Origin of the sequence: Deferribacter thermophilus, from assembly GCF_049472675.1 — a bacterium.
In the GTDB taxonomy this organism is placed as follows: Bacteria; Chrysiogenota; Deferribacteres; order Deferribacterales; family Deferribacteraceae; genus Deferribacter; species Deferribacter thermophilus.
This window is the reverse complement of record NZ_JAPNXM010000013.1, coordinates 19,807-37,919: the sequence shown is the minus strand read 5'-3', so window position 1 is coordinate 37,919 and position 18,113 is coordinate 19,807. Positions and strand designations below refer to the sequence as shown.

Here is an 18,113-nt window from a genome sequence, read left to right as displayed (position 1 = left end):
TACTTCCAAAAAATAAATAAGGTAGGGGAATTATGGACTATAAAGATACTCTCAATTTACCAAAAACAGATTTTCCTATGAAAGCAAATCTAACTATAAATGAGCCTGCAAGATTAAAAAAATGGGATGAGTTAAATATTTATGAGAAAATCTTAGCAAAAAGGGATCCTAACAAAAAATATATTTTACATGATGGCCCTCCTTATGCAAATGGACATTTGCACATGGGGCATGCTTTAAATAAAATTTTGAAAGATTTTGTTATAAAAACAAAATCGGGATTTGGATTTCAAACACCTTATATCCCTGGTTGGGATTGTCATGGTTTACCTATTGAACATCAGGTTGATAAGCAGCTTGGGGATAAAAAAGATTTAATTCCAAAGCATGAAAAAAGGAAATTGTGTAGAGAATATGCTGAAAAATTTATTGATATTCAAAGAGAAGAGTTTAAAAGACTTGGTGTTTTGGGAGATTGGGATAACCCTTATATTACAATGGATTATGAGTATGAAGCCAATACATTGAAAGAGTTGTATAAGTTTTTTAATAATGGTAGTGCATATAAGGGGTTGAAGCCTGTTTACTGGTGTATATCATGTGTTACAGCTCTTGCTGAAGCTGAGGTGGAATATCATGAACATACTTCACCATCTATATTTGTAAAATTCCCTTTACAAGATGATGCAAAGAAAGCTTTAGAAATTGAAAGCGAAAATGCCTATGCTGTTATTTGGACTACAACACCATGGACAATTCCTGCAAACCTTGGAATAGCATTAAACCCAGAGTTTGAATATGTGCTTTTAAAAGTAAATAAATCTAATAATAAAAATATTGAAAAGGGTGAGATCCTTATTTTAGCAAAAGAGTTAGTAGCAAGATTGGTAAAAATTTTTGAAATTGAAGAGTATGATATTATCAAAACCTTTAATCCTGAGGTTATTGAAAACAAAAACGCAAAACACCCTTTTTACAACAGAAATTCACTTTTTGTCCTTGGTAACCATGTAACATTGGAACAGGGTACTGGTTTAGTGCATACTGCTCCTGGACATGGTCAGGAGGACTACGAAGTCGGTCTAAAATATGGGTTAGAAATTTTGAATCCTGTAGATGATTATGGTAATTTTAAGAAAGACACTGAGATCTTTGGTGGGCAAAATATTTTTAAATCAAATCAGAATATAATCAATCTAATGGATGAAAACAAAACACTTATTAGACAAGACAAGGTAGAACATTCATACCCACACTGCTGGAGATGTAAAAACCCTGTTGTTTTTAGAGCGACCCCACAGTGGTTTATATCTATGGAGAAAAATGACCTTAGAAAAAAAGCATTGGGAGAGATTGATAAAAATGTAAAATGGATACCTAAATGGGGAAGAAACAGAATCTATTCTATGATAGAAAATAGGCCTGACTGGTGTATTTCAAGGCAAAGGAGCTGGGGTGTCCCAATAGCAGTGTTTTTATGCGCAGAGTGTGGAGAAGTAATCATAAATCAGGAAATTCAAGAGAAGGTATTATCAGAATTTTACAAACATGGAGCTGATATCTGGTTTGAAAAGGATGTTGAATATTTTATTGGGGATACATCTTGTCCAAAATGTGGCAGTAAAAATATTAGAAAAGAGACTGATATATTGGATGTATGGTTTGATTCTGGTGTAAGTCATGCTGCCGTTTGTGAAGTTAGAAAAGAACTTGGATGGCCAGCTGATATGTATCTAGAAGGTAGCGATCAGCATAGAGGCTGGTTTCATAGCTCACTTTTGGAAAGTGTTGGCACAAGAGGGAGAGCACCATATAGAGAAGTCCTTACTCATGGATTTGTTGTAGATGGTAAAGGATTTAAAATGTCCAAATCACTTGGAAATGTTATTACACCAGATGAGATTATTGACAAATATGGTGCAGAGATATTGAGATTGTGGGTTGCTGCTGAGGATTATACAGAAGATGTAAGGATTTCTAATGATATTATCAAAAGGCTTGTAGAATCTTATAGAAAAATTAGAAATACTATGAGATATTTATTGGGCAATTTATATGATTTTAATCCAGATAAGGATTTAATTCCATTTGAGCAAATGAAAGAATTGGATAGATATATTTTAATAAGATGGCAAGAGGTTAAGAAGAGGATTTATAAAGCTTATGAAAATTACCAATTTCATATTTTTTACCATACATTTTTAAATTTTTGTATAAATGATCTTTCTGCCTTTTATTTAGATATTATTAAAGATAGAGTTTATGCATATAAGAGTGAATCTTTTGAGAGGAGATCTGCTCAATCAGCTATCTTTACCCTTGCTAAAGAGATGGCTATTGCAATGAATCCTATACTTTCGTTTACTGCTGATGAGGTATGGGAATTTTTACCTAATTTTGATGGGAAAGAGGAGTCTGTATTTATTCACACATTTCCAGAAGTATTAGATATTAAAGATGTAGATTTGGTTGAAAAGATGGAGTTTTTGACTAAGCTTAAAGGTGAAATTAATAAAGCCTGTGAAATTGCAAGGAGAGAGAAAATTATTGGTCATTCATTAGATGCCAAAGTTACTGTTGGAATAAAAGGTGTAAATGAAAAACTACTTGAAGTTGATGAAGGTATTGAAAAAATATTTATTGTTTCTGAATTTGTTTTGGAAGATTTTGATGGAATGGGGGATTGTTATATCTCTGAAGAGGGTGATATTAAAGTAAAGGTTGAAGCTTCTGGTTTGCCAAAGTGTGAGCGTTGCTGGGTACATGCTGATAGTGTGGGGAAAATAAATAACCACCCTACAATATGTGAAAGATGCGCTAATCAATTGATATAAAAGGGAGCATTATGCTCCCATTTTTTTTCTTCAAACAATTCTGGGGGTTTTATGAAAAATAAAAAGTTACTTTTTTTAACTTTTATTATCATAATATTAGACCAATATACAAAGTATCTTATAAAAACAAATTTTGAACAATATGAAGTAAAGCCAATCATAAAAGGTTTTTTTAACCTAACTTATATACTCAATCCAGGAGCTGCTTTTGGCTTTTTGGCTACACTTAATGAAAGCTATAGACAAATATTTTTTGTTATAATTACAATAATTGCTATTTTTATAGTTATATATCTTTTTGTAAAAGAAAATAAATCTTTTTTAAGGAAACTTTCTTATGCATTAATTTTAGGTGGAGCCTTTGGAAATTTTATAGATAGACTTTTTATTGGAAAGGTTGTTGATTTTTTAGATTTTTATGTTGGAAATTATCATTGGCCTGCTTTTAATGTGGCTGATTCGGCAATTAGTGTAGGGATATTTTTTCTTCTATTGGATATAATATTTGATAAAAGGGGGGAAAAAGGTAATGAACTTAATTCCTAAAAGAGCTTTAATAAGTGTATCAGAAAAAAGTGGTATTGTAGAATTTGCCAGGGAGCTTGTAAATCTTGGTATTGAAATCATTTCTACTGGTGGCACAGCAAAACTTTTAAAAGAAAATGGTATTGATATTGTGGAAATTTCTGATTTTACAGGATTTCCAGAAATTTTAGATGGAAGGGTAAAAACTCTTCATCCAAAGGTTCATGCTGGAATACTGAATATTAGAGATAACGAAAACCATCAACTTGTTATGAAAGAAATGGGGTTAGTTCATATAGATTTAGTTGTTGTAAATTTATACCCTTTTGAGAAAACTGTTGCAAAAGAGGGTGTGAGATTTGATGAAGCTATAGAAAATATAGATATTGGCGGCCCTACAATGGTCAGGAGTGCTGCCAAAAACCATAAATATGTCGCAATAGTTGTTGATAATAATGACTACAATAAAATCATTGATGAGATAAAAAATGGTGGAATAACCTATGAAATGAGATTAAATCTTGCAAGAAAAGCTTTTACTCACACTGCAGTTTACGATGCACTGATTTCTAATTATTTTAATAAGGTTTGCAAAATAGATTTTCCAGATGAAATTTCATTACCTATGAGAAAAGCTCAAGATTTGCGTTATGGTGAAAATCCTCATCAAAAAGCAGCTTTTTATAAATCACCTTTGATAAAAGAGGTTTCAGTTTCTACATCTAAGCAGTTACATGGTAAAGAATTATCATTTAACAATATTATTGATATAAATGCTGCATTGGAGCTCGTTAAAGAGTTTGACAAACCTGCAGCAGTAATTATTAAACATACAAACCCTTGTGGAGTAGGAATAGCTGATAATCTCCTTGATGCATATAACTTTGCATTAGAATGTGACCCTGTAAGTGCTTTTGGTGGGATTGTTGCCTTTAACAAAATTTTAAATAAAGAAACAGCTGAAAAATTAAAAGAGCTATTTTTAGAAGTTGTTATTGCACCAGATTTTGATAAGGAAGCACTGGATATTTTGACTACAAAGAAAAATTTGAGATTGATAAAAACTGGCGATTTAAATCAAATAAAAGATAATGAGTTTGATGTTAAGAAAGTTGTTGGTGGGTTTTTATTACAGGATAGAGATTTGGAAAATTTTGATAAAGAGCATGGTTTAAAAGTTGTTACAAAAAGAAAACCAACAGAAGAAGAGCTTGAAGCTTTAAAGTTTGCCTGGATAGTTGTAAAACATGTAAAATCAAACGCAATAGTTTATGCTAACAAAAATCAAACTATAGGTATTGGTGCAGGCCAAATGAGTAGAGTAGATTCAAGTATTATTGCAGCGATGAAAGCTAGAAAATCGCTTAATGGCTGTGTTATGGCATCAGATGCATTTTTCCCTTTTAGAGATTCAGTGGATGAAGCTGCAAAAAATGGTATTACAGCAATTATTCAGCCTGGTGGTTCAATAAGGGATAATGAAGTAATAGAAGCAGCAAATGAGCATAATATTGCGATGATTTTTACAGGTATGAGACATTTTAAACATTAAAAGGGGTGGTTTATGAAAGTATTGGTTGTTGGTTCTGGTGGTAGAGAGCATGCTTTGAACTGGAAGATAGCTCAAAGTAATTTGGTAGAAAAAGTATTTGTAGCTCCAGGTAATGCTGGGACAGCTTTAGAAGAGAAATGTGATAATGTAGATATAAATGCTAATGATTTTGAGGGGCTCATTACATTTGCTAAAAAAGAAAAAATAGATTTAACAGTAGTAGGGCCAGAAGATCCTCTTGCGAAAGGGATTGTAGATGAATTTGAAAAGAATGGATTAAAGATTTTTGGCCCAAAGAAAGAAGCTGCAATGATTGAGGCAAGTAAAGCATTTGCCAAAGAAATCATGTTTAGTGCAGGGATTCCTACAGCCGAGTATAAAGAGTTTTCAGAATTTGATGCTGCAAAAAAATATATTGAAGAAAAGGGCGCTCCAATAGTTGTAAAGGCTGATGGACTTGCAGCAGGAAAGGGGGTAACGGTTGCAAAAACTGTAGAAGAAGCCATTTCAGCTTTAAAAGAGATATTTATAGACAAAGTTTTTGGTAAATCAGGTGAAAAAGTAGTAATTGAAGAATTTTTAGAAGGGGAAGAGGCTTCATATCTTGCTTTTACAGATGGAAAACATGTACTACCTCTTGTTTCAAGTCAGGATCACAAGCCTGTATATGACAATGACGAGGGGCCAAATACAGGAGGGATGGGAGCTTACTCTCCAGCTCCTGTGGTTACAGATGAAATTTTTAGCTTTACTACAGAAAATATTGCTAAGCCATTAATAAATGAGTTAAATAGAAGAGGAATTGTTTATAAAGGGATTATTTATGCAGGGTTAATGATTACTCAAGATGGGCCTAAAGTATTGGAGTTTAACTGCCGTTTTGGTGATCCAGAAACACAACCTGTTTTATATAAAATGAAGTCAGATATTGTTCCAATCATTTTAAGCGCTATTGATGGTAATCTTTCTGATGTGAATGTAGAGTGGTATGAAGATGCTACTATTTGTGTTGTTTTAGCCTCTGGAGGCTATCCAAAATCATATAAAAAAGGTTACGAAATAACAGGGATTGAAGATGCTGAAAAATTAGAGAATATCAAAGTCTTTCATGCTGGTACAAAACTTGAAAATAGTAAGATATTGACAAATGGGGGTAGAGTACTTGGTGTTACATGTCGTGCCAAAGATTTAAAGACAGCTATTGATAATGTTTATAAAGCGGTAGAAAAAATCAATTTTAAAGATATGCACTATAGAAAAGATATTGGAGCAAAAGCATTGAGGAGGTTATCATGAAAGTAGGGATTATTATAGGTAGCAAGTCAGATTTTCCTGTAGCAAAATCAGTAATCGATGTTTTAAACGATTTCGGTGTTAACTATGAATTAATTGTATCAAGTGCTCACAGGACACCCGAAAGGACAAGTGAGTGGTCAAGAACAGCAGAAAGTAGAGGCCTTGAAGTGATTATAGCTATAGCTGGTGCAGCTGCTCATTTAGCTGGTGTGGTTGCAAGTGAGACATCACTACCTGTAATAGCTGTGCCAGTGGCAGCTACATCTCTTGGTGGTATTGATGCACTGTTATCTATGGTTCAAATGCCAGGTGGTATCCCTGTTGCCACTATGGCTATTGGTAATGCTGGTGCAAAAAATGCTGCAATTTTTGCATGTCAGATTTTAGGAGTAAAATATCCAGAGATTAACAAAAAGTTAAAAGAATATAGGCAACAAATAAAAGATAAAGTAATTAAGGATAACGAAGAAGTTCAAAAACTATTGGGTGACTAAATGATAATATTTAAAGAAACTGTAGAAAATTTTATAAAGGTAATTCATCTATCAGATAAAAGTAATCAGCCTTTTATTTATCCCACCGATACCATTTACGGTATCGGTGCTTGTTATTTGAATGAAGAGGCAAACAATAAAATTTATGAAATTAAAAAAAGGGATAAAGGTAAGACTTTTATAACTTTAATAGGAAGTGAAAAGCAACTCTATGAACTAATAGACAGAAAGTTTTTTACAAATGAGCATGAAAAAATTATTCATAAGTTTTGGCCAGGCCCTTTTACATTTATTTTTTATGCTAATAAGAGATTACCAGAATATTTGGTTCAAAATGGAAAGATTGCAGTTAGAATGCCCTCGAGGAAAGTTCTTACTGAAGCCATTAGATTTTCTCAACCGATAACTTCAACAAGTGTAAATATTTCAGATGAATCAAGTTTAACTAACTTAAGCGATATTTATAATTTTTTTAGTAAAGATTTAAAATATGCTATAGCTGGAAATACAAATTCAAATGTTCCATCAACAATTATTGACATTTCTGAATTAAAAAATATTAAAGTTTTAAGAAATCCGAAAAATATAAATTTTGAAGAATTAATCTAATAGTTTATCAAACTTATTGACATATAAAACCTTTTTGATTAAACTTAAAATATGGAGGTGTCCTATGACAAAAGCTGACATCGTTGAAAAAATTTATAATCAGTTAGGTATAACAAAAAAGGATATTGCTAATGTAGTTGATATGGTTTTTACTACCATGAGAGAAGAAATTTTAAATGGTAATAGTGTAAAAGTTTCTGGTTTTGGTAATTTTGAAGTAAAAGTTAGAGGTAGAAGAGTAGGGCGAAACCCTAAAACTGGTGAAGAGGTTGTAATTCCTCCAAGATATGTAGTTTCTTTTAAACCAAGTAACTTATTTAAAGAAGAGGTTAATGCATAATCCAGATAAGCTGTATTATAAGATCAGTGAAGTTTGCAAAATTACTGGGTTAAAGCCTTCTGTTTTAAGGTTTTGGGAAAAAGAGTTTAAACAATTAAAACCATCTAAAATAGGTAGTAATCATAGATTATACACAAAAAAACATATTGATTTGATATTGAAAATTAAGACATTGCTTTATGATGAAAAGCTCACGATAGAGGGCGCTAAAAAGCGCCTTTCTTCTAATGATAAGGATAAAATTTTATTTGATAAAGAAGATATCAAAAAAGAGTTGCAAGAAATATTAAATTTGCTAAAAAAATAAACCTTGCAAAACGGGGCGTGGCGCAGCCTGGTAGCGCACACGCATGGGGCGCGTGTGGTCGCTGGTTCAAATCCAGTCGCCCCGATTTCTTATTTCTTTAACTATCAGTTAGATCCAGCTTATATGGTTGAATTTTATAAAATTGGAATATAAGAGGAAAAATAGCTTAGATAAAATTAGTGTGTTTACATAAAACTAGCTATACCTGTATCGTAATTATGTAAATATATAAATAAAAAATTTAATAAACTATAAATCTAATTAAGAAGAGAGGAGAGAAATTATTCTCCTCTCCTTAATTTTTTTATTGTGGAATACAATCTACAGATACTTGTCCATTAGCATTGGAGATAGTACAGTCTACTGTAATTCCGTTTACAGTAACTTGAGATTTATCTGCAGAAACATTGTCATTAGTTTTATCATAAGTGAAAGTAACATCGGTGGAACCAATAGTTCTTGTTATATTATCAGCACTTTCATTATCTGTGACTTGAGCAATTAATTCTTTGATAGCATTAGTAAAACCTGCTTCTGCATTGGCTGCAGCTGCGTTTTTTCTGTACTTAGCATATTGGGGGATAGCGATAGCAGCTAAGATACCTATGATTGCTACAACTACGAGCAACTCAATTAAAGTAAAACCTTTTTTGTTCGTTTTCTTCATATTTACCTCCTTAATAGGTTTTCAGTAATTTCTTAAGCAAGTGACATGCCAAAATTTAATATTAAGGTGCTAAAAATAAAATTCCAATTCTTTGTTTATTAGCTATTTTTTAATATCATCAAAATATTTTTTAGCTCAAGCATAATAGTTGCTGACAAAAATTGTCAAAAGTTGACAAAATTGTCAAAAAATGAAAAAGATTTAAGATTAGTATTGAGAAAGAAATGTCTGTAATTTAATTGATTTATGATTAATTAAATGGTAAATATAAATTATGAAATTGAAAGATAAAAACCTGTTATTAACAATTTTAGCAATAATACTTTCAATTTCTTCGTATTTTCTAATAAGAGAACTTTACTATTTAAATAATGATTTTCCTTATTCCCAAGAAATAGTTGCTGTATTTTTAGGCACAATTGTTACCATACTGATTACCGCTATTTTATTAAACAAGCAGACAGAGGTTGAGCTTTTAAAAGAAGAAAATTTAAAATTATTTGAGTTTAAAGCTGATATTTATAACGAATTATTTAAATATTTAGAAGATGTTTTTATGAAACAGGATTTAACAGATTATGATATAATAAAGTTAAAGCTTATCAATCAAAAATTAGCAACAATTGCATCAAAAGATGTGCTGAGTATTTTTGGGAAATTTATAGATATTTTTAATGATGCTTCACAAGATAATAAAATAGTTGGCAAAGATGTTGACGAAATCTTTGATATTTTATCTGAGCTTTCAAATGCAATCCGATATGATTTGCTAGAGGGTAAACATATAGAAAAAGAATCTGATAAAAATGCTATCTTAAAACAGATTCGCATAAATACAGATCATCTCAAAAATTTAAAATTGATCCCTTTAAAAAAGAAAGATAAGTAAATGGGGGATTTCCCCCATTTTTTTTATCTAGGTTGATTGGTTGGTCTAATTAAGACTTCATTTAAAGAAACATGTGGTGGAGCATCAATAGCATAAGCTATAAGATTTGCTACATCATCTGGAGTAAGCATATCGACAGTTTTTTTATAATTGATAAACTGTTCTGGTAAATTTTCACCCCATTCGGTATCGACAAGCCCTGGTTCTATTGTAATCACTCTTACACCTTTTGAATGTAGTTCATCTCTTACACTTTCGGCAAACCCTACAACAGCCCATTTTGAAGCACAATAGGTTGATAGCCCAGCAAAACCTTTCCTACCTGCAACAGAAGCTATATTTACAATAGTCCCTTTGTTTGCAACTAAATCTTCTGCAAAAAGGTTTGTCAAATAAATGGGGGCAAAAACATTTAAATCTAAAATTTCTTTTATTGATTTAGCTGTTTCTGTACCTAATGGAGCATAGATACCTCTGCCAGCATTATTAACTAAAATATCAATACTTCCTAATTTTTCTTTTGTGAAGTTGTAAACTTTTTCAATATCCTCAGCTTTTGATAAATCTGCGTTAATTGTGTAAAAATTATTAGAAATTTCTAGCAACTCTTTAAGATGAGGAGAATTTTCCATTGTCCTAGCTGTTAAAACCAGTGTGTCCCCTTTTTTAAGTAGTAGTTTTGCTAAACTCAATCCTATCCCTTTGCTTGCTCCAGTAATCAATACCTTTCTTCCCATAACCTTTCCTCCTATTTAGTTTCATTCTTTAAAATTGTTTATTACATTATTTTGTCAATGGATTAATGTTTGAATTTTGCTAAATTTGTATTAAATTTAAAAGTAGTTTTAATAATAAAGAGAATGTTGTAAAATAGTATAAGTTTATGAAAACTATTGTTATTTTGAGATTGCTTCGGCAGCTTACGCTGCCTCGCAATGACCACAAATTTTGTCATTGCGAGCGTTAGCGAAGCAATCTACTGGAGAAGTACTTTTTGGACAACATTCTCAAAATATAAATTAAGGGGTGGTTATGAAAAAGTTAATGTTTGTAATTTTAATATTTTTACTATTTCTTAATATAGGATTTACTAAAGAGATTACTAATGGTGGCTCACTTGATAACTTGAAAAATGTAAAGGTGATATTTGATGTGAATGTGGGTAAACCTAAACTGTTATTATTGAGACTTAAACTGATAGAGAAAACTCTTATACAAATTAAAAAGAGTGGTGTGAATTATGAAGCAGTTGTTGCATTCAGAGGTGGTGCTACAGATTATATCACCAAAGGTGATCATTATGTACCGAAAAAATTTTTAGAGTATAAAAGAAAAATTAGAAAACAGTTACTAATATTGAAAGATATGGCGGTAGTACTTCAACAGTGTGCTGTTGCTGCTAAATTAAAAGGGGTTGATTTAGAAGATATTTTGGATTTTGTTACAGTGGTAAAAAATGGGTATATTTCTTTAATAGGTTATCAAAATAAAGGTTATGCTTTAGTTCCTATGGATTGAGGATGATGTATATAATTATGAGATTGCTTTGGCAACTTTCGTTGCCTCGCAATGACCACAAATTTTGTCATTGCGAGCGTTAGCGAAGCAATCTGGAATTTTGAAAATTATTACTTTGTCACGCTCTTGAAGTAAAAGTTAGGATAAAAGAATTATATACATGGAGGGTAAGGTATGATTTTAGAAAGCTGTGTTTTTGGTAAAATTTCTATGAAAAATAGAATAATTAGATCTGCTACATGGGAAGGGATGTGTGATAGGAATGGCAAACCTACTGAAAAATTAATCAAGCTTTATGAAGAGCTTGCTGAAAATAATGTTGGATTGATTATCACTGGTTATTCTTATGTGAGTAAAGATGGGATTCAGCTTCCTGGTATGCTGGGTGTTGATGATGATGAAAATATTGATGATTTGAAAAATATGGTTGAAAGAGTACATAATAAGGGTGGAAAAATTGTTGTCCAGATTGTACATGCAGGTGGACAAGCAAATAGAAAATCTTCTGGATGCCAGCCGATAGCACCATCAGCAGTAGAATTTCCTACTTTTTCGGAAATACCAAAAGAGATGACAAAAGATGTTATAAAAAGAGTTGTGGAGGCATTTGGAGATGCAGCTAAGAGAGTAAAACTGGCTGGTTTTGATGGCGTTCAGCTTCATGGTGCTCATGGTTATTTGATAAATCAGTTTTTATCTCCAGTTACAAATAGAAGGACTGATGAATATGGTGGTTCACTTGAAAATAGGGTAAGATTTTTAAAAGAGGTGCTTGAAAATGTAAGAAGTAAGGTTGGAAATGACTACCCAGTATGGATAAAGCTAAATTGTGATGATTTTATTGATGGAGGTTTTAGTATTGAAGAGGCTGTGATTGTAGCAAAGTGGCTAGAAGAGTGGGGGATTGATGCGATTGAGGTATCAGGTGGCTCACCTGCTTCAAAGGATAAATCTCCAGCAAGAACTAAAATCGATGATGTAGCAAAGGAAGCTTACCATAAAGAACTGGCTAAAAAAATTAAAGATTTTGTAAATGTGCCCGTTGCAGTTGTCGGAGGGATAAGAAGTTTTGAAATAGCAAATAAATTGATTGAGGAAAATATTTCTGATGCTATTTCGCTATCAAGGCCACTTATCAGAGAGATAAATTTGATAAAAAGATGGGAATCAGGCGATACCAGTAGATCAAAATGTATTTCCTGTAATGGCTGTTTTATGCCTGGAATTAAAGAGGACGGTATTTATTGTGTCGTGGAAAAAAGATTAGCTGAGAAAGAAAAATAATTAGTGTTATTAATATGAAAAAGTTTAATTTTAGATATATCTTTGTATTGATTTTAATCGTTTTTTTGTTGTCATGCTCTACTAAAAATAAAAGTATGTTAAACAGTAATACTGACACAAAAGTTGTAAATATTTTTAATGACTTAAACGAAAATGAAGATAACATTTTGAAGTTTGAAAGTAATATGCCAAAAAGTGATTTTATTTTAAATGGAGTGGTTCATTTTAAAAGAAGATATACTGTAAAAACGATTACTGATAATGTGACGGATTTTTATATATCAAATGATGAGGTTTTCCTTTTAAAGAATGGTATTGTAAAAACAAATATTAAGAATTGTTATGAACTTTTAGTTGAAGATAATGCAAAAGAAATCAGAGTTTCTGGTAATTATATTTATCTTAACTATCAAAATAGGATTGATATTTATGACAAAAGGCAATGCGGTAAAATTGGAAAAATAGATACTTCTAGTTATCAGTATAATTTTGAGAATTCTTTTATATTGTTGTTTTTAAATCGACATTTCAGGGTCTTAGATGTAACAGGTAAAGAGATTTTATCTGGCTATCTATTTAAAAAAATAGAGCAAGGCAAAATTTTTAATAAAAAACTTTATTTGTTAAATAGTGATAATGAGCTGGTTGTTGTAGATGTTGATAATAAAGTAATTGGCAAACCAGATAAGATAAAGTCTGATAAAGTTTATTTTTTAAATGATTATATCATTTTAGAGAAAAATAAAAAATATTATAAACTTAAATACGAAGATTATTTAAATTATTCCAAAATATGTTATCCTTTAAAAAAAGGTGATTACCCTATCTTTTGTTTTGATGATGAAAAAGTATTCTCTTTTTTTGATAAGTTAAGTGATTCAGTGGATAAGATAATGAGTGATAATGAGATATATTTTTTTAAAAGTAAAAACATGCTGAAATATGCGAATTTAGGTAAGAAAGTTTACTTTAAAGAGATTTTATTAAATAGACCAAAGTTAAAAGCGTGTAAAACGGATAATGGATATATACTTTTTGATATTGATGGGGATAAAAGGTTTATTGATACTAATAAATACTCAATTGATAAACTTCCAGAAAAAGCTAAGTGTGATAAAGAGCTTACTTATAAATACGGTGTGTTTTATGAAAATGGTAATCCTATTATAAAAATAGCAAAAGTGGTGAATGAAAATGAAAAATATAAGATGTTAAAAAGAGAAATTGATGAAAATAATATTTATTACTACTTTGATAAAAAAGTTGATACAGCAAAATGAAAAATAACATTTTAAGATTGCTTACTCGCTAAAGCTTTACACTTTGGCATTAGTAAATGACTTATATTTTTAAAATCTTATTTGTGGATTTGAAATGGTTCCAGTTATTCTAAAGTTTATTTTTAACCTGTTTTGGGATAAGCTACCTTTAAAATTTAACCTGCTAAATTCTAATTTTTTAGGATTTATTAATATATACCCTTTTAAATCAATTTTATTCTTACCTGCCGTATTGACTTTTGTTATTTCAAGTCTGTTTTTACTGCTCTTTATTTCAGTAGTGATTTTATCAAAGGAATAATTAATTTTTTGTATAGAAATAGTTAAATTTGAAATATCAACGGTTGAGTTTAGTTTATTATTTTCAAAATTATAAGCACCTTTAACAGTTAATTTTCCTGAAATAGGAATTTTTGTTTTAAACAATCTACTTAATTTTTCAAGCTCTAAGTATACTTGGAAATTGATTAAACTTTTATTTATTTCACCTCTTATATTTATTTTTTCATCTCTTACAAAGAAAGGTATTTCTCTTTTTATTAAATTTAAAAGGTTGTGATGGATAATAACTTCTTTTATTTCAAGATTATCGATTGATATATTCGAGATTTTTGTTTTAAATGCATTTCCTTTTATAGTTTTATAATTGATTGGTAAATTGTAAATTTTAATAGTTTGCTTTAAGTAATAATCAGCCACTGTTTGATAAGGAAAATGAACATAAAGATTTAACAATAAAACAATTATAAAAAAAGCTGTATAATAGAAAAATTTTTTCATTGTTTTACTACTTCTAATGTCAAGTCTGCAAGTGTATTATCATCAAATCTTTTATTTATATTGAGTTTTGTAATGCTTATGTTTTCAAATTGATCAAGATATTGTGACACTTTAATAATTTCATTTAAATTTAACTGCTCAATTCTTAAGCTAACACTTTCAATATTATTTTGTGTAGTTTGTGGTTTTAAAGAGCTTATCTTGTCTGATAAGTTCAATGAATTAGTTGTTTCCTGTATGAAGACTAGTAAACTTTTGTTTACTTTTTTTAGATTTTTTGATGATTTTGTTTGCTGAATTAAACCTGCTACCTTAGAATATTTTTCTTTGAGAACCTCTGTTTCTTTTTTTAATTGTTCTGTTTTGTTTTTGTAATATGAGATGTTCAAATTATAAATGATAAAAATTAAGCCAATTATAATAATCAAGATATATATTTTTTCTTTGTTAGCATTCAATTTCATTTACAAATTCACCTTTAGCGTAAATATTACTCTATTATCTTCTAATTTAGTGTTTATTATATTTATATCTTTATTGAAACTCTTATTTAGATTATTTTTTATATTATCTAAAGCTTTAAAGTCATTTGTAGTGCCATCTATAAAAAATGAATTTTCTTTATAAGATAGGCTCTCTATTGTCCCAATTTTTCCAAATGATTTTGTAATTTTGTAAAGGACTGGCAAAATCTTCTGGTTATTGAGTTTACTGTTTTTTTGAGCTTTATAAAGTAATTTACCGTAAGGATCATAATCTCCATACACTCCAGCTTGTTTGTATAGTCCTATAAGTTTGTTATTAATATAATGGTATTTTTCTTTGTATATTTTTAAGTCAAAGTAATATCCAATATTTAGCAATATGAAACAAATAATTGTAGTAACTATTGGGAGTAATAAATCTTTAAAATTTTTAAGGTAAGAGTTTTCTTTGAATATATTTAATGTAACTGATTCTATTTTTATTTCTTCATCTTTAGGTATATTGTTATTTTTTTGTTTATACTCTATTGAATCATCAATTTTGATGATGTATTTATCTGTTTCGATTTCAGCTTTTTCCCCTTGATTTAGACATTCTAGAGCAGGAGTGCTTATTTTTTTTGCTTTATCAAATAATTTCTGAAAATTTTGCTGTAATGTGATGAATTTTTGCAAAGGTATAACTATAATTGATTTGTCAGGTAAATTTAAAATATATAAATTTTCTATCAACTCTTCAGGATATATACTTTTTAAATAGTTTTTGGCTAAAAGTTTTATTTTACTTGTTTTAGGAAATTTTGGTTTTACAACTTCATATATAAAATATGAATCATCTATGACAATAGAGAGATTTTTAATATTGCTTAAATTATCAATATCGATATAGTTGTAATCATTATCTAAAATATTTCCATTTGAATCGATATAAATAATATTTTCAGAAGTAGTCTTCATTTGCCCCTTCGAAAAATAGTAAGACCCCTTTTTTTCTATCAATTAATACATGATAGTAAAATAAGTTGCCAAAGTTATCAATAGTAATTTTAAGATAAAATCGATTTGATTTAACAGTGATATATGGGATTATTTTTTGATAAACATCGTTTGGGATTTCTGCAGCTTTTCTAATTGCTGAAATATCTTTATAAGGTTTTGATTCTCTGTATTTGACTATTGCATCGGCATAATCAGATATTTCTGGTAAAAAGTATTTTATTGTATCAGCAGTTGCAAAATTGATATTTATTTTTTTCTCCCCATAAGAAGCTGTAAAAAATTTTTTTAATATAGCATATGTTTTGTTATCAAAATTCTCAGTGGTATAATTAATTTCATAAAGTGTATCTAAAAAATCATTTTTTACTGACAAAACTCTTCCAAATTTTATTACGGGTTGGTTTTCGTTACCGTAGCTTGTTATTTCTGTGTCGTTATCTACATAATCTTTTATTAGATAGATTATATTTGTATTGAGATTATTTTCTGATGCTATAACATTATAATAGTTAATTATTCTTTCATTTAATATTTTATTGTTTAAAGAAAAAGCATTTAGATCTACTTTTTTATTTAAAGGGGTTATACTGACCTCTATGAAGCCTTCATCAGTGGGATACGAGATACTATTTGCCCAGTCATCTTCTAAGCTGTCGTATTTATTGTCATCCTCTTTGATTATTTCTGCTGCAGCTTTTGCTATTGTATATGCATAAATTTCTGCTTGATATTGATTTTGCATAGTTGTCACTTTTGAGTATATGTCGGTATTTTTTTCACTTATTCCTAATGAAATTGCCAAAGCTGCAGTAACTATAATCAATACAATGAGCAGTACACTCCCTTTTTTATTCATATAGCATATTTCCTGCTGTGATTTCATAATTACGGTTTTTCGTTTTTATAAAAAACTTTAGTATATGTGCTTTATCAAAATTTTCTGTGTAATCATTACCATCAAAGCTAAATACTTTAAAATCTTCAACATTTGGTAATAATACAAATTGTTCTTTATAGCTTATTTTTTCATTTTCTTCTATTCTGTAAAGGTTATTATCATCAAATAAATAAGTTATCTTTACTTTAACACCAGAGTTAAAAAAAAGCGAATTCATTGAGTAAAACGAAATGCTATTAGTTTCAAAACCTTCATTTTTTTCAAATTTTGTATCTGTTAGCGCTGTAATATCGAGATTGATGATTTTTTGGATACCAATTTTTTCTTTTAGTTCCTCTATCTTTTTTGAAGATGAATCTTTTATCTCAACAATAGATGAAACTAGTGAATATACAGTAATAATAACAAAAATAGAGATTGTAAAAGCGACAAGTAATTCTATTAAAGTAAATCCTTTTTTCATTTTTTCACAAAATATCGAATATAAATTTTTGAGTCTTTATTTTCTGCTGTCAAAATATGTTCGTCCACAAATCCATATATTGAGCCTTTTAGTTCATCCTTGAAATTTATTTCGCTGTTTTGTGATTTTTCAAAATAGGTTGTGTTTGGATATTTATCTTTTATTATTATGTATTCATAAGTTTTATTCAATAATGATAATTTGCTCTGTGAAGAATCTAATATATCAATAGAATTATTAGTAAGAGAATAAATACCTATTATGCTTATTGCTGCGATTGATAAAGCTATTAAAACTTCAAGTAGGGTAAAGCCTTTATTTTTTCGAAAATTCACATGTTAACCCTAACGAATTAGATTTAATAATTCCGTCATTTGTTTCTATTTTAAAGCTATCTACAAACCCTTTTGGATACACACCGATGTAAAAATCTAATCCTGGTTGATTTACATCGTTTATTTCTACTGTTTGAAATGACTCAACATCTTTTATTTCATAGCTTTTGTTATCTAAAGAAAGTTTATTTGTCCCTTTTATCCCTTTTATAAAAACGGGCTTTTTGGTTTTTTGAGCATCTAAAAAAGCTTTGTTTATAATGTTATTTATTTCAGCTTCTACTGGACTTAGACCAGAAAATCTTGCAGCAATCTTAGGAGTAATAAACATAAGTGAAAGCCCAAATATTACAATAATTATAAGTAATTCAATAAAGGTAAATGCTCTAATTTTTGAATTTTTATTAATCATAAGTTTAGTGTGTGGTGTGGCACAGTAGTGTCTGCTCAAAACTCCAGATTGCTTCGCTAACGCTCGCAATGACTGCATTTTGATGTAATTGCAAGGCAACAAAAGTTGCTGATACAATCTCATAATTATAATAGTTATCTACATGT

Annotated in this window: 21 protein-coding genes and 1 tRNA gene; 13 read left to right on the top strand and 9 right to left on the bottom strand. The window is 29.7% G+C overall.

Annotated elements, in window-relative coordinates; translation table 11 throughout:
- The first annotated feature begins 32 nt into the window (after positions 1-32).
- The 9 genes from ileS (at position 33) to OWM07_RS10105 (ending at position 8,042) form a co-directional block, all read left to right on the top strand.
- Positions 33-2,834, top strand: coding sequence for an isoleucine--tRNA ligase (ileS, locus tag OWM07_RS10145; protein ID WP_423303613.1), 2,802 nt, complete (start codon positions 33-35; stop codon positions 2,832-2,834).
- Positions 2,835-2,885: 51 nt separating this feature from the next.
- A complete protein-coding gene (gene lspA, locus OWM07_RS10140) occupies positions 2,886-3,380 on the top strand; it encodes a signal peptidase II (protein ID WP_423303611.1) in 495 nt (164 codons plus the stop codon).
- The gene (gene purH / locus OWM07_RS10135; RefSeq protein WP_423303610.1) at positions 3,364-4,911 is read left to right on the top strand and encodes a bifunctional phosphoribosylaminoimidazolecarboxamide formyltransferase/IMP cyclohydrolase; all 1,548 of its coding nucleotides are present in this window, start codon (positions 3,364-3,366) and stop codon (positions 4,909-4,911) included. The genes lspA and purH overlap by 17 nt, the downstream gene beginning before the upstream one ends.
- A 12-nt stretch (positions 4,912-4,923) precedes the next feature.
- Positions 4,924-6,207 (top strand): phosphoribosylamine--glycine ligase, encoded by a 1,284-nt coding sequence (gene purD, locus OWM07_RS10130; protein WP_423303609.1) that lies wholly within the window; start codon positions 4,924-4,926, stop codon positions 6,205-6,207.
- The gene (gene purE / locus OWM07_RS10125) at positions 6,201-6,701 is read left to right on the top strand and encodes a 5-(carboxyamino)imidazole ribonucleotide mutase (protein ID WP_423303638.1); all 501 of its coding nucleotides are present in this window, start codon (positions 6,201-6,203) and stop codon (positions 6,699-6,701) included. Before purD ends, purE begins: the two co-directional genes overlap by 7 nt.
- Positions 6,702-7,310 carry an L-threonylcarbamoyladenylate synthase gene (locus OWM07_RS10120; RefSeq protein ID WP_423303608.1) on the top strand — a complete coding sequence of 203 codons (609 nt, stop codon included), beginning with the start codon at positions 6,702-6,704 and terminating at the stop codon, positions 7,308-7,310.
- Between the two features lie 64 nt (positions 7,311-7,374).
- Positions 7,375-7,650, top strand: a complete 276-nt coding sequence (locus tag OWM07_RS10115; RefSeq protein ID WP_423303607.1) for an integration host factor subunit alpha — start codon at positions 7,375-7,377, stop codon at positions 7,648-7,650.
- Positions 7,643-7,957 carry a MerR family transcriptional regulator gene (locus OWM07_RS10110; protein WP_423303606.1) on the top strand — a complete coding sequence of 105 codons (315 nt, stop codon included), beginning with the start codon at positions 7,643-7,645 and terminating at the stop codon, positions 7,955-7,957. The genes OWM07_RS10115 and OWM07_RS10110 overlap by 8 nt, the downstream gene beginning before the upstream one ends.
- Before the next feature lie 11 nt (positions 7,958-7,968).
- Positions 7,969-8,042 (top strand) — tRNA-Pro (locus OWM07_RS10105).
- A 219-nt stretch (positions 8,043-8,261) separates the two neighbouring features.
- Here the strand turns inward: OWM07_RS10105 and OWM07_RS10100 are convergent.
- On the bottom strand, positions 8,262-8,624 hold the full coding sequence (locus tag OWM07_RS10100) for a prepilin-type N-terminal cleavage/methylation domain-containing protein (protein WP_423303605.1): 363 nt from the start codon (positions 8,622-8,624) through the stop codon (positions 8,262-8,264).
- 274 nt (positions 8,625-8,898) lie between these two features.
- On the opposite strand from OWM07_RS10100, the gene OWM07_RS10095 reads away from it, so the two are divergent.
- Positions 8,899-9,513 (top strand): hypothetical protein, encoded by a 615-nt coding sequence (locus OWM07_RS10095; RefSeq protein ID WP_423303604.1) that lies wholly within the window; start codon positions 8,899-8,901, stop codon positions 9,511-9,513.
- A gap of 23 nt (positions 9,514-9,536) precedes the next feature.
- Here the strand turns inward: OWM07_RS10095 and OWM07_RS10090 are convergent, their stop codons facing one another.
- The gene (locus tag OWM07_RS10090; RefSeq protein ID WP_423303603.1) at positions 9,537-10,250 is read right to left on the bottom strand and encodes an SDR family oxidoreductase; all 714 of its coding nucleotides are present in this window, start codon (positions 10,248-10,250) and stop codon (positions 9,537-9,539) included.
- Positions 10,251-10,545: 295 nt separating this feature from the next.
- Here OWM07_RS10090 and OWM07_RS10085 point away from each other — a divergent pair, with 295 nt between their 5' ends.
- The 3 genes from OWM07_RS10085 (at position 10,546) to OWM07_RS10075 (ending at position 13,595) form a co-directional block, all read left to right on the top strand.
- Positions 10,546-11,031 (top strand): DsrE family protein, encoded by a 486-nt coding sequence (locus tag OWM07_RS10085; RefSeq protein ID WP_423303602.1) that lies wholly within the window; start codon positions 10,546-10,548, stop codon positions 11,029-11,031.
- A 174-nt stretch (positions 11,032-11,205) separates the two neighbouring features.
- Entirely contained in the window at positions 11,206-12,315 is a 1,110-nt protein-coding gene (locus OWM07_RS10080) for an NADH:flavin oxidoreductase (RefSeq protein WP_423303601.1), read from the top strand.
- A 14-nt stretch (positions 12,316-12,329) separates the two neighbouring features.
- Positions 12,330-13,595: a hypothetical protein gene (locus OWM07_RS10075; RefSeq protein ID WP_423303600.1), complete on the top strand. Its 1,266-nt coding sequence runs from the start codon at positions 12,330-12,332 to the stop codon at positions 13,593-13,595.
- Positions 13,596-13,664: 69 nt separating this feature from the next.
- Here the strand turns inward: OWM07_RS10075 and OWM07_RS10070 are convergent, their stop codons facing one another.
- Genes OWM07_RS10070 through OWM07_RS10040 form a run of 7 tightly spaced genes read right to left on the bottom strand, consistent with a single transcriptional unit; the run spans position 13,665 to position 18,090 of the window.
- Positions 13,665-14,375, bottom strand: coding sequence for a hypothetical protein (locus OWM07_RS10070; RefSeq protein ID WP_423303599.1), 711 nt, complete (start codon positions 14,373-14,375; stop codon positions 13,665-13,667).
- Positions 14,372-14,839 (bottom strand): hypothetical protein, encoded by a 468-nt coding sequence (locus OWM07_RS10065; RefSeq protein WP_423303598.1) that lies wholly within the window; start codon positions 14,837-14,839, stop codon positions 14,372-14,374. The genes OWM07_RS10070 and OWM07_RS10065 overlap by 4 nt, the downstream gene beginning before the upstream one ends.
- Positions 14,840-15,817, bottom strand: a complete 978-nt coding sequence (locus OWM07_RS10060; protein WP_423303597.1) for a hypothetical protein — start codon at positions 15,815-15,817, stop codon at positions 14,840-14,842.
- Positions 15,801-16,715, bottom strand: a complete 915-nt coding sequence (locus OWM07_RS10055) for a type II secretion system minor pseudopilin (protein WP_423303596.1) — start codon at positions 16,713-16,715, stop codon at positions 15,801-15,803. The genes OWM07_RS10060 and OWM07_RS10055 overlap by 17 nt, the downstream gene beginning before the upstream one ends.
- Positions 16,708-17,220: a PilW family protein gene (locus OWM07_RS10050; RefSeq protein ID WP_423303595.1), complete on the bottom strand. Its 513-nt coding sequence runs from the start codon at positions 17,218-17,220 to the stop codon at positions 16,708-16,710. Before OWM07_RS10050 ends, OWM07_RS10055 begins: the two co-directional genes overlap by 8 nt.
- Positions 17,217-17,555: a prepilin-type N-terminal cleavage/methylation domain-containing protein gene (locus OWM07_RS10045; protein WP_423303594.1), complete on the bottom strand. Its 339-nt coding sequence runs from the start codon at positions 17,553-17,555 to the stop codon at positions 17,217-17,219. The genes OWM07_RS10050 and OWM07_RS10045 overlap by 4 nt, the downstream gene beginning before the upstream one ends.
- Positions 17,536-18,090, bottom strand: a complete 555-nt coding sequence (locus OWM07_RS10040; protein ID WP_423303593.1) for a pilus assembly FimT family protein — start codon at positions 18,088-18,090, stop codon at positions 17,536-17,538. Before OWM07_RS10040 ends, OWM07_RS10045 begins: the two co-directional genes overlap by 20 nt.
- Between the last annotated feature and the right edge of the window lie 23 nt (positions 18,091-18,113).

What these genes read in the sequence shown, in the direction of transcription:
- ileS (WP_423303613.1), top strand. Translation starts at nt 33, where the DNA reads ATGGACTATAAAGATACTCTCAATTTACCAAAAACAGATTTTCCTATG.
- lspA (WP_423303611.1), top strand. Translation starts at nt 2,886, where the DNA reads ATGAAAAATAAAAAGTTACTTTTTTTAACTTTTATTATCATAATATTA.
- purH (WP_423303610.1), top strand. Translation starts at nt 3,364, where the DNA reads ATGAACTTAATTCCTAAAAGAGCTTTAATAAGTGTATCAGAAAAAAGT.
- purD (WP_423303609.1), top strand. Translation starts at nt 4,924, where the DNA reads ATGAAAGTATTGGTTGTTGGTTCTGGTGGTAGAGAGCATGCTTTGAAC.
- OWM07_RS10120 (WP_423303608.1), top strand. Translation starts at nt 6,702, where the DNA reads ATGATAATATTTAAAGAAACTGTAGAAAATTTTATAAAGGTAATTCAT.
- OWM07_RS10115 (WP_423303607.1), top strand. Translation starts at nt 7,375, where the DNA reads ATGACAAAAGCTGACATCGTTGAAAAAATTTATAATCAGTTAGGTATA.
- OWM07_RS10110 (WP_423303606.1), top strand. Translation starts at nt 7,643, where the DNA reads ATGCATAATCCAGATAAGCTGTATTATAAGATCAGTGAAGTTTGCAAA.
- OWM07_RS10100 (WP_423303605.1), bottom strand. Translation starts at nt 8,624, where the DNA reads ATGAAGAAAACGAACAAAAAAGGTTTTACTTTAATTGAGTTGCTCGTA.
- OWM07_RS10095 (WP_423303604.1), top strand. Translation starts at nt 8,899, where the DNA reads ATGAAATTGAAAGATAAAAACCTGTTATTAACAATTTTAGCAATAATA.
- OWM07_RS10090 (WP_423303603.1), bottom strand. Translation starts at nt 10,250, where the DNA reads ATGGGAAGAAAGGTATTGATTACTGGAGCAAGCAAAGGGATAGGATTG.
- OWM07_RS10085 (WP_423303602.1), top strand. Translation starts at nt 10,546, where the DNA reads ATGAAAAAGTTAATGTTTGTAATTTTAATATTTTTACTATTTCTTAAT.
- OWM07_RS10080 (WP_423303601.1), top strand. Translation starts at nt 11,206, where the DNA reads ATGATTTTAGAAAGCTGTGTTTTTGGTAAAATTTCTATGAAAAATAGA.
- OWM07_RS10075 (WP_423303600.1), top strand. Translation starts at nt 12,330, where the DNA reads ATGAAAAAGTTTAATTTTAGATATATCTTTGTATTGATTTTAATCGTT.
- OWM07_RS10070 (WP_423303599.1), bottom strand. Translation starts at nt 14,375, where the DNA reads ATGAAAAAATTTTTCTATTATACAGCTTTTTTTATAATTGTTTTATTG.
- OWM07_RS10065 (WP_423303598.1), bottom strand. Translation starts at nt 14,839, where the DNA reads ATGAAATTGAATGCTAACAAAGAAAAAATATATATCTTGATTATTATA.
- OWM07_RS10060 (WP_423303597.1), bottom strand. Translation starts at nt 15,817, where the DNA reads ATGAAGACTACTTCTGAAAATATTATTTATATCGATTCAAATGGAAAT.
- OWM07_RS10055 (WP_423303596.1), bottom strand. Translation starts at nt 16,715, where the DNA reads ATGAATAAAAAAGGGAGTGTACTGCTCATTGTATTGATTATAGTTACT.
- OWM07_RS10050 (WP_423303595.1), bottom strand. Translation starts at nt 17,220, where the DNA reads ATGAAAAAAGGATTTACTTTAATAGAATTACTTGTCGCTTTTACAATC.
- OWM07_RS10040 (WP_423303593.1), bottom strand. Translation starts at nt 18,090, where the DNA reads ATGAGATTGTATCAGCAACTTTTGTTGCCTTGCAATTACATCAAAATG.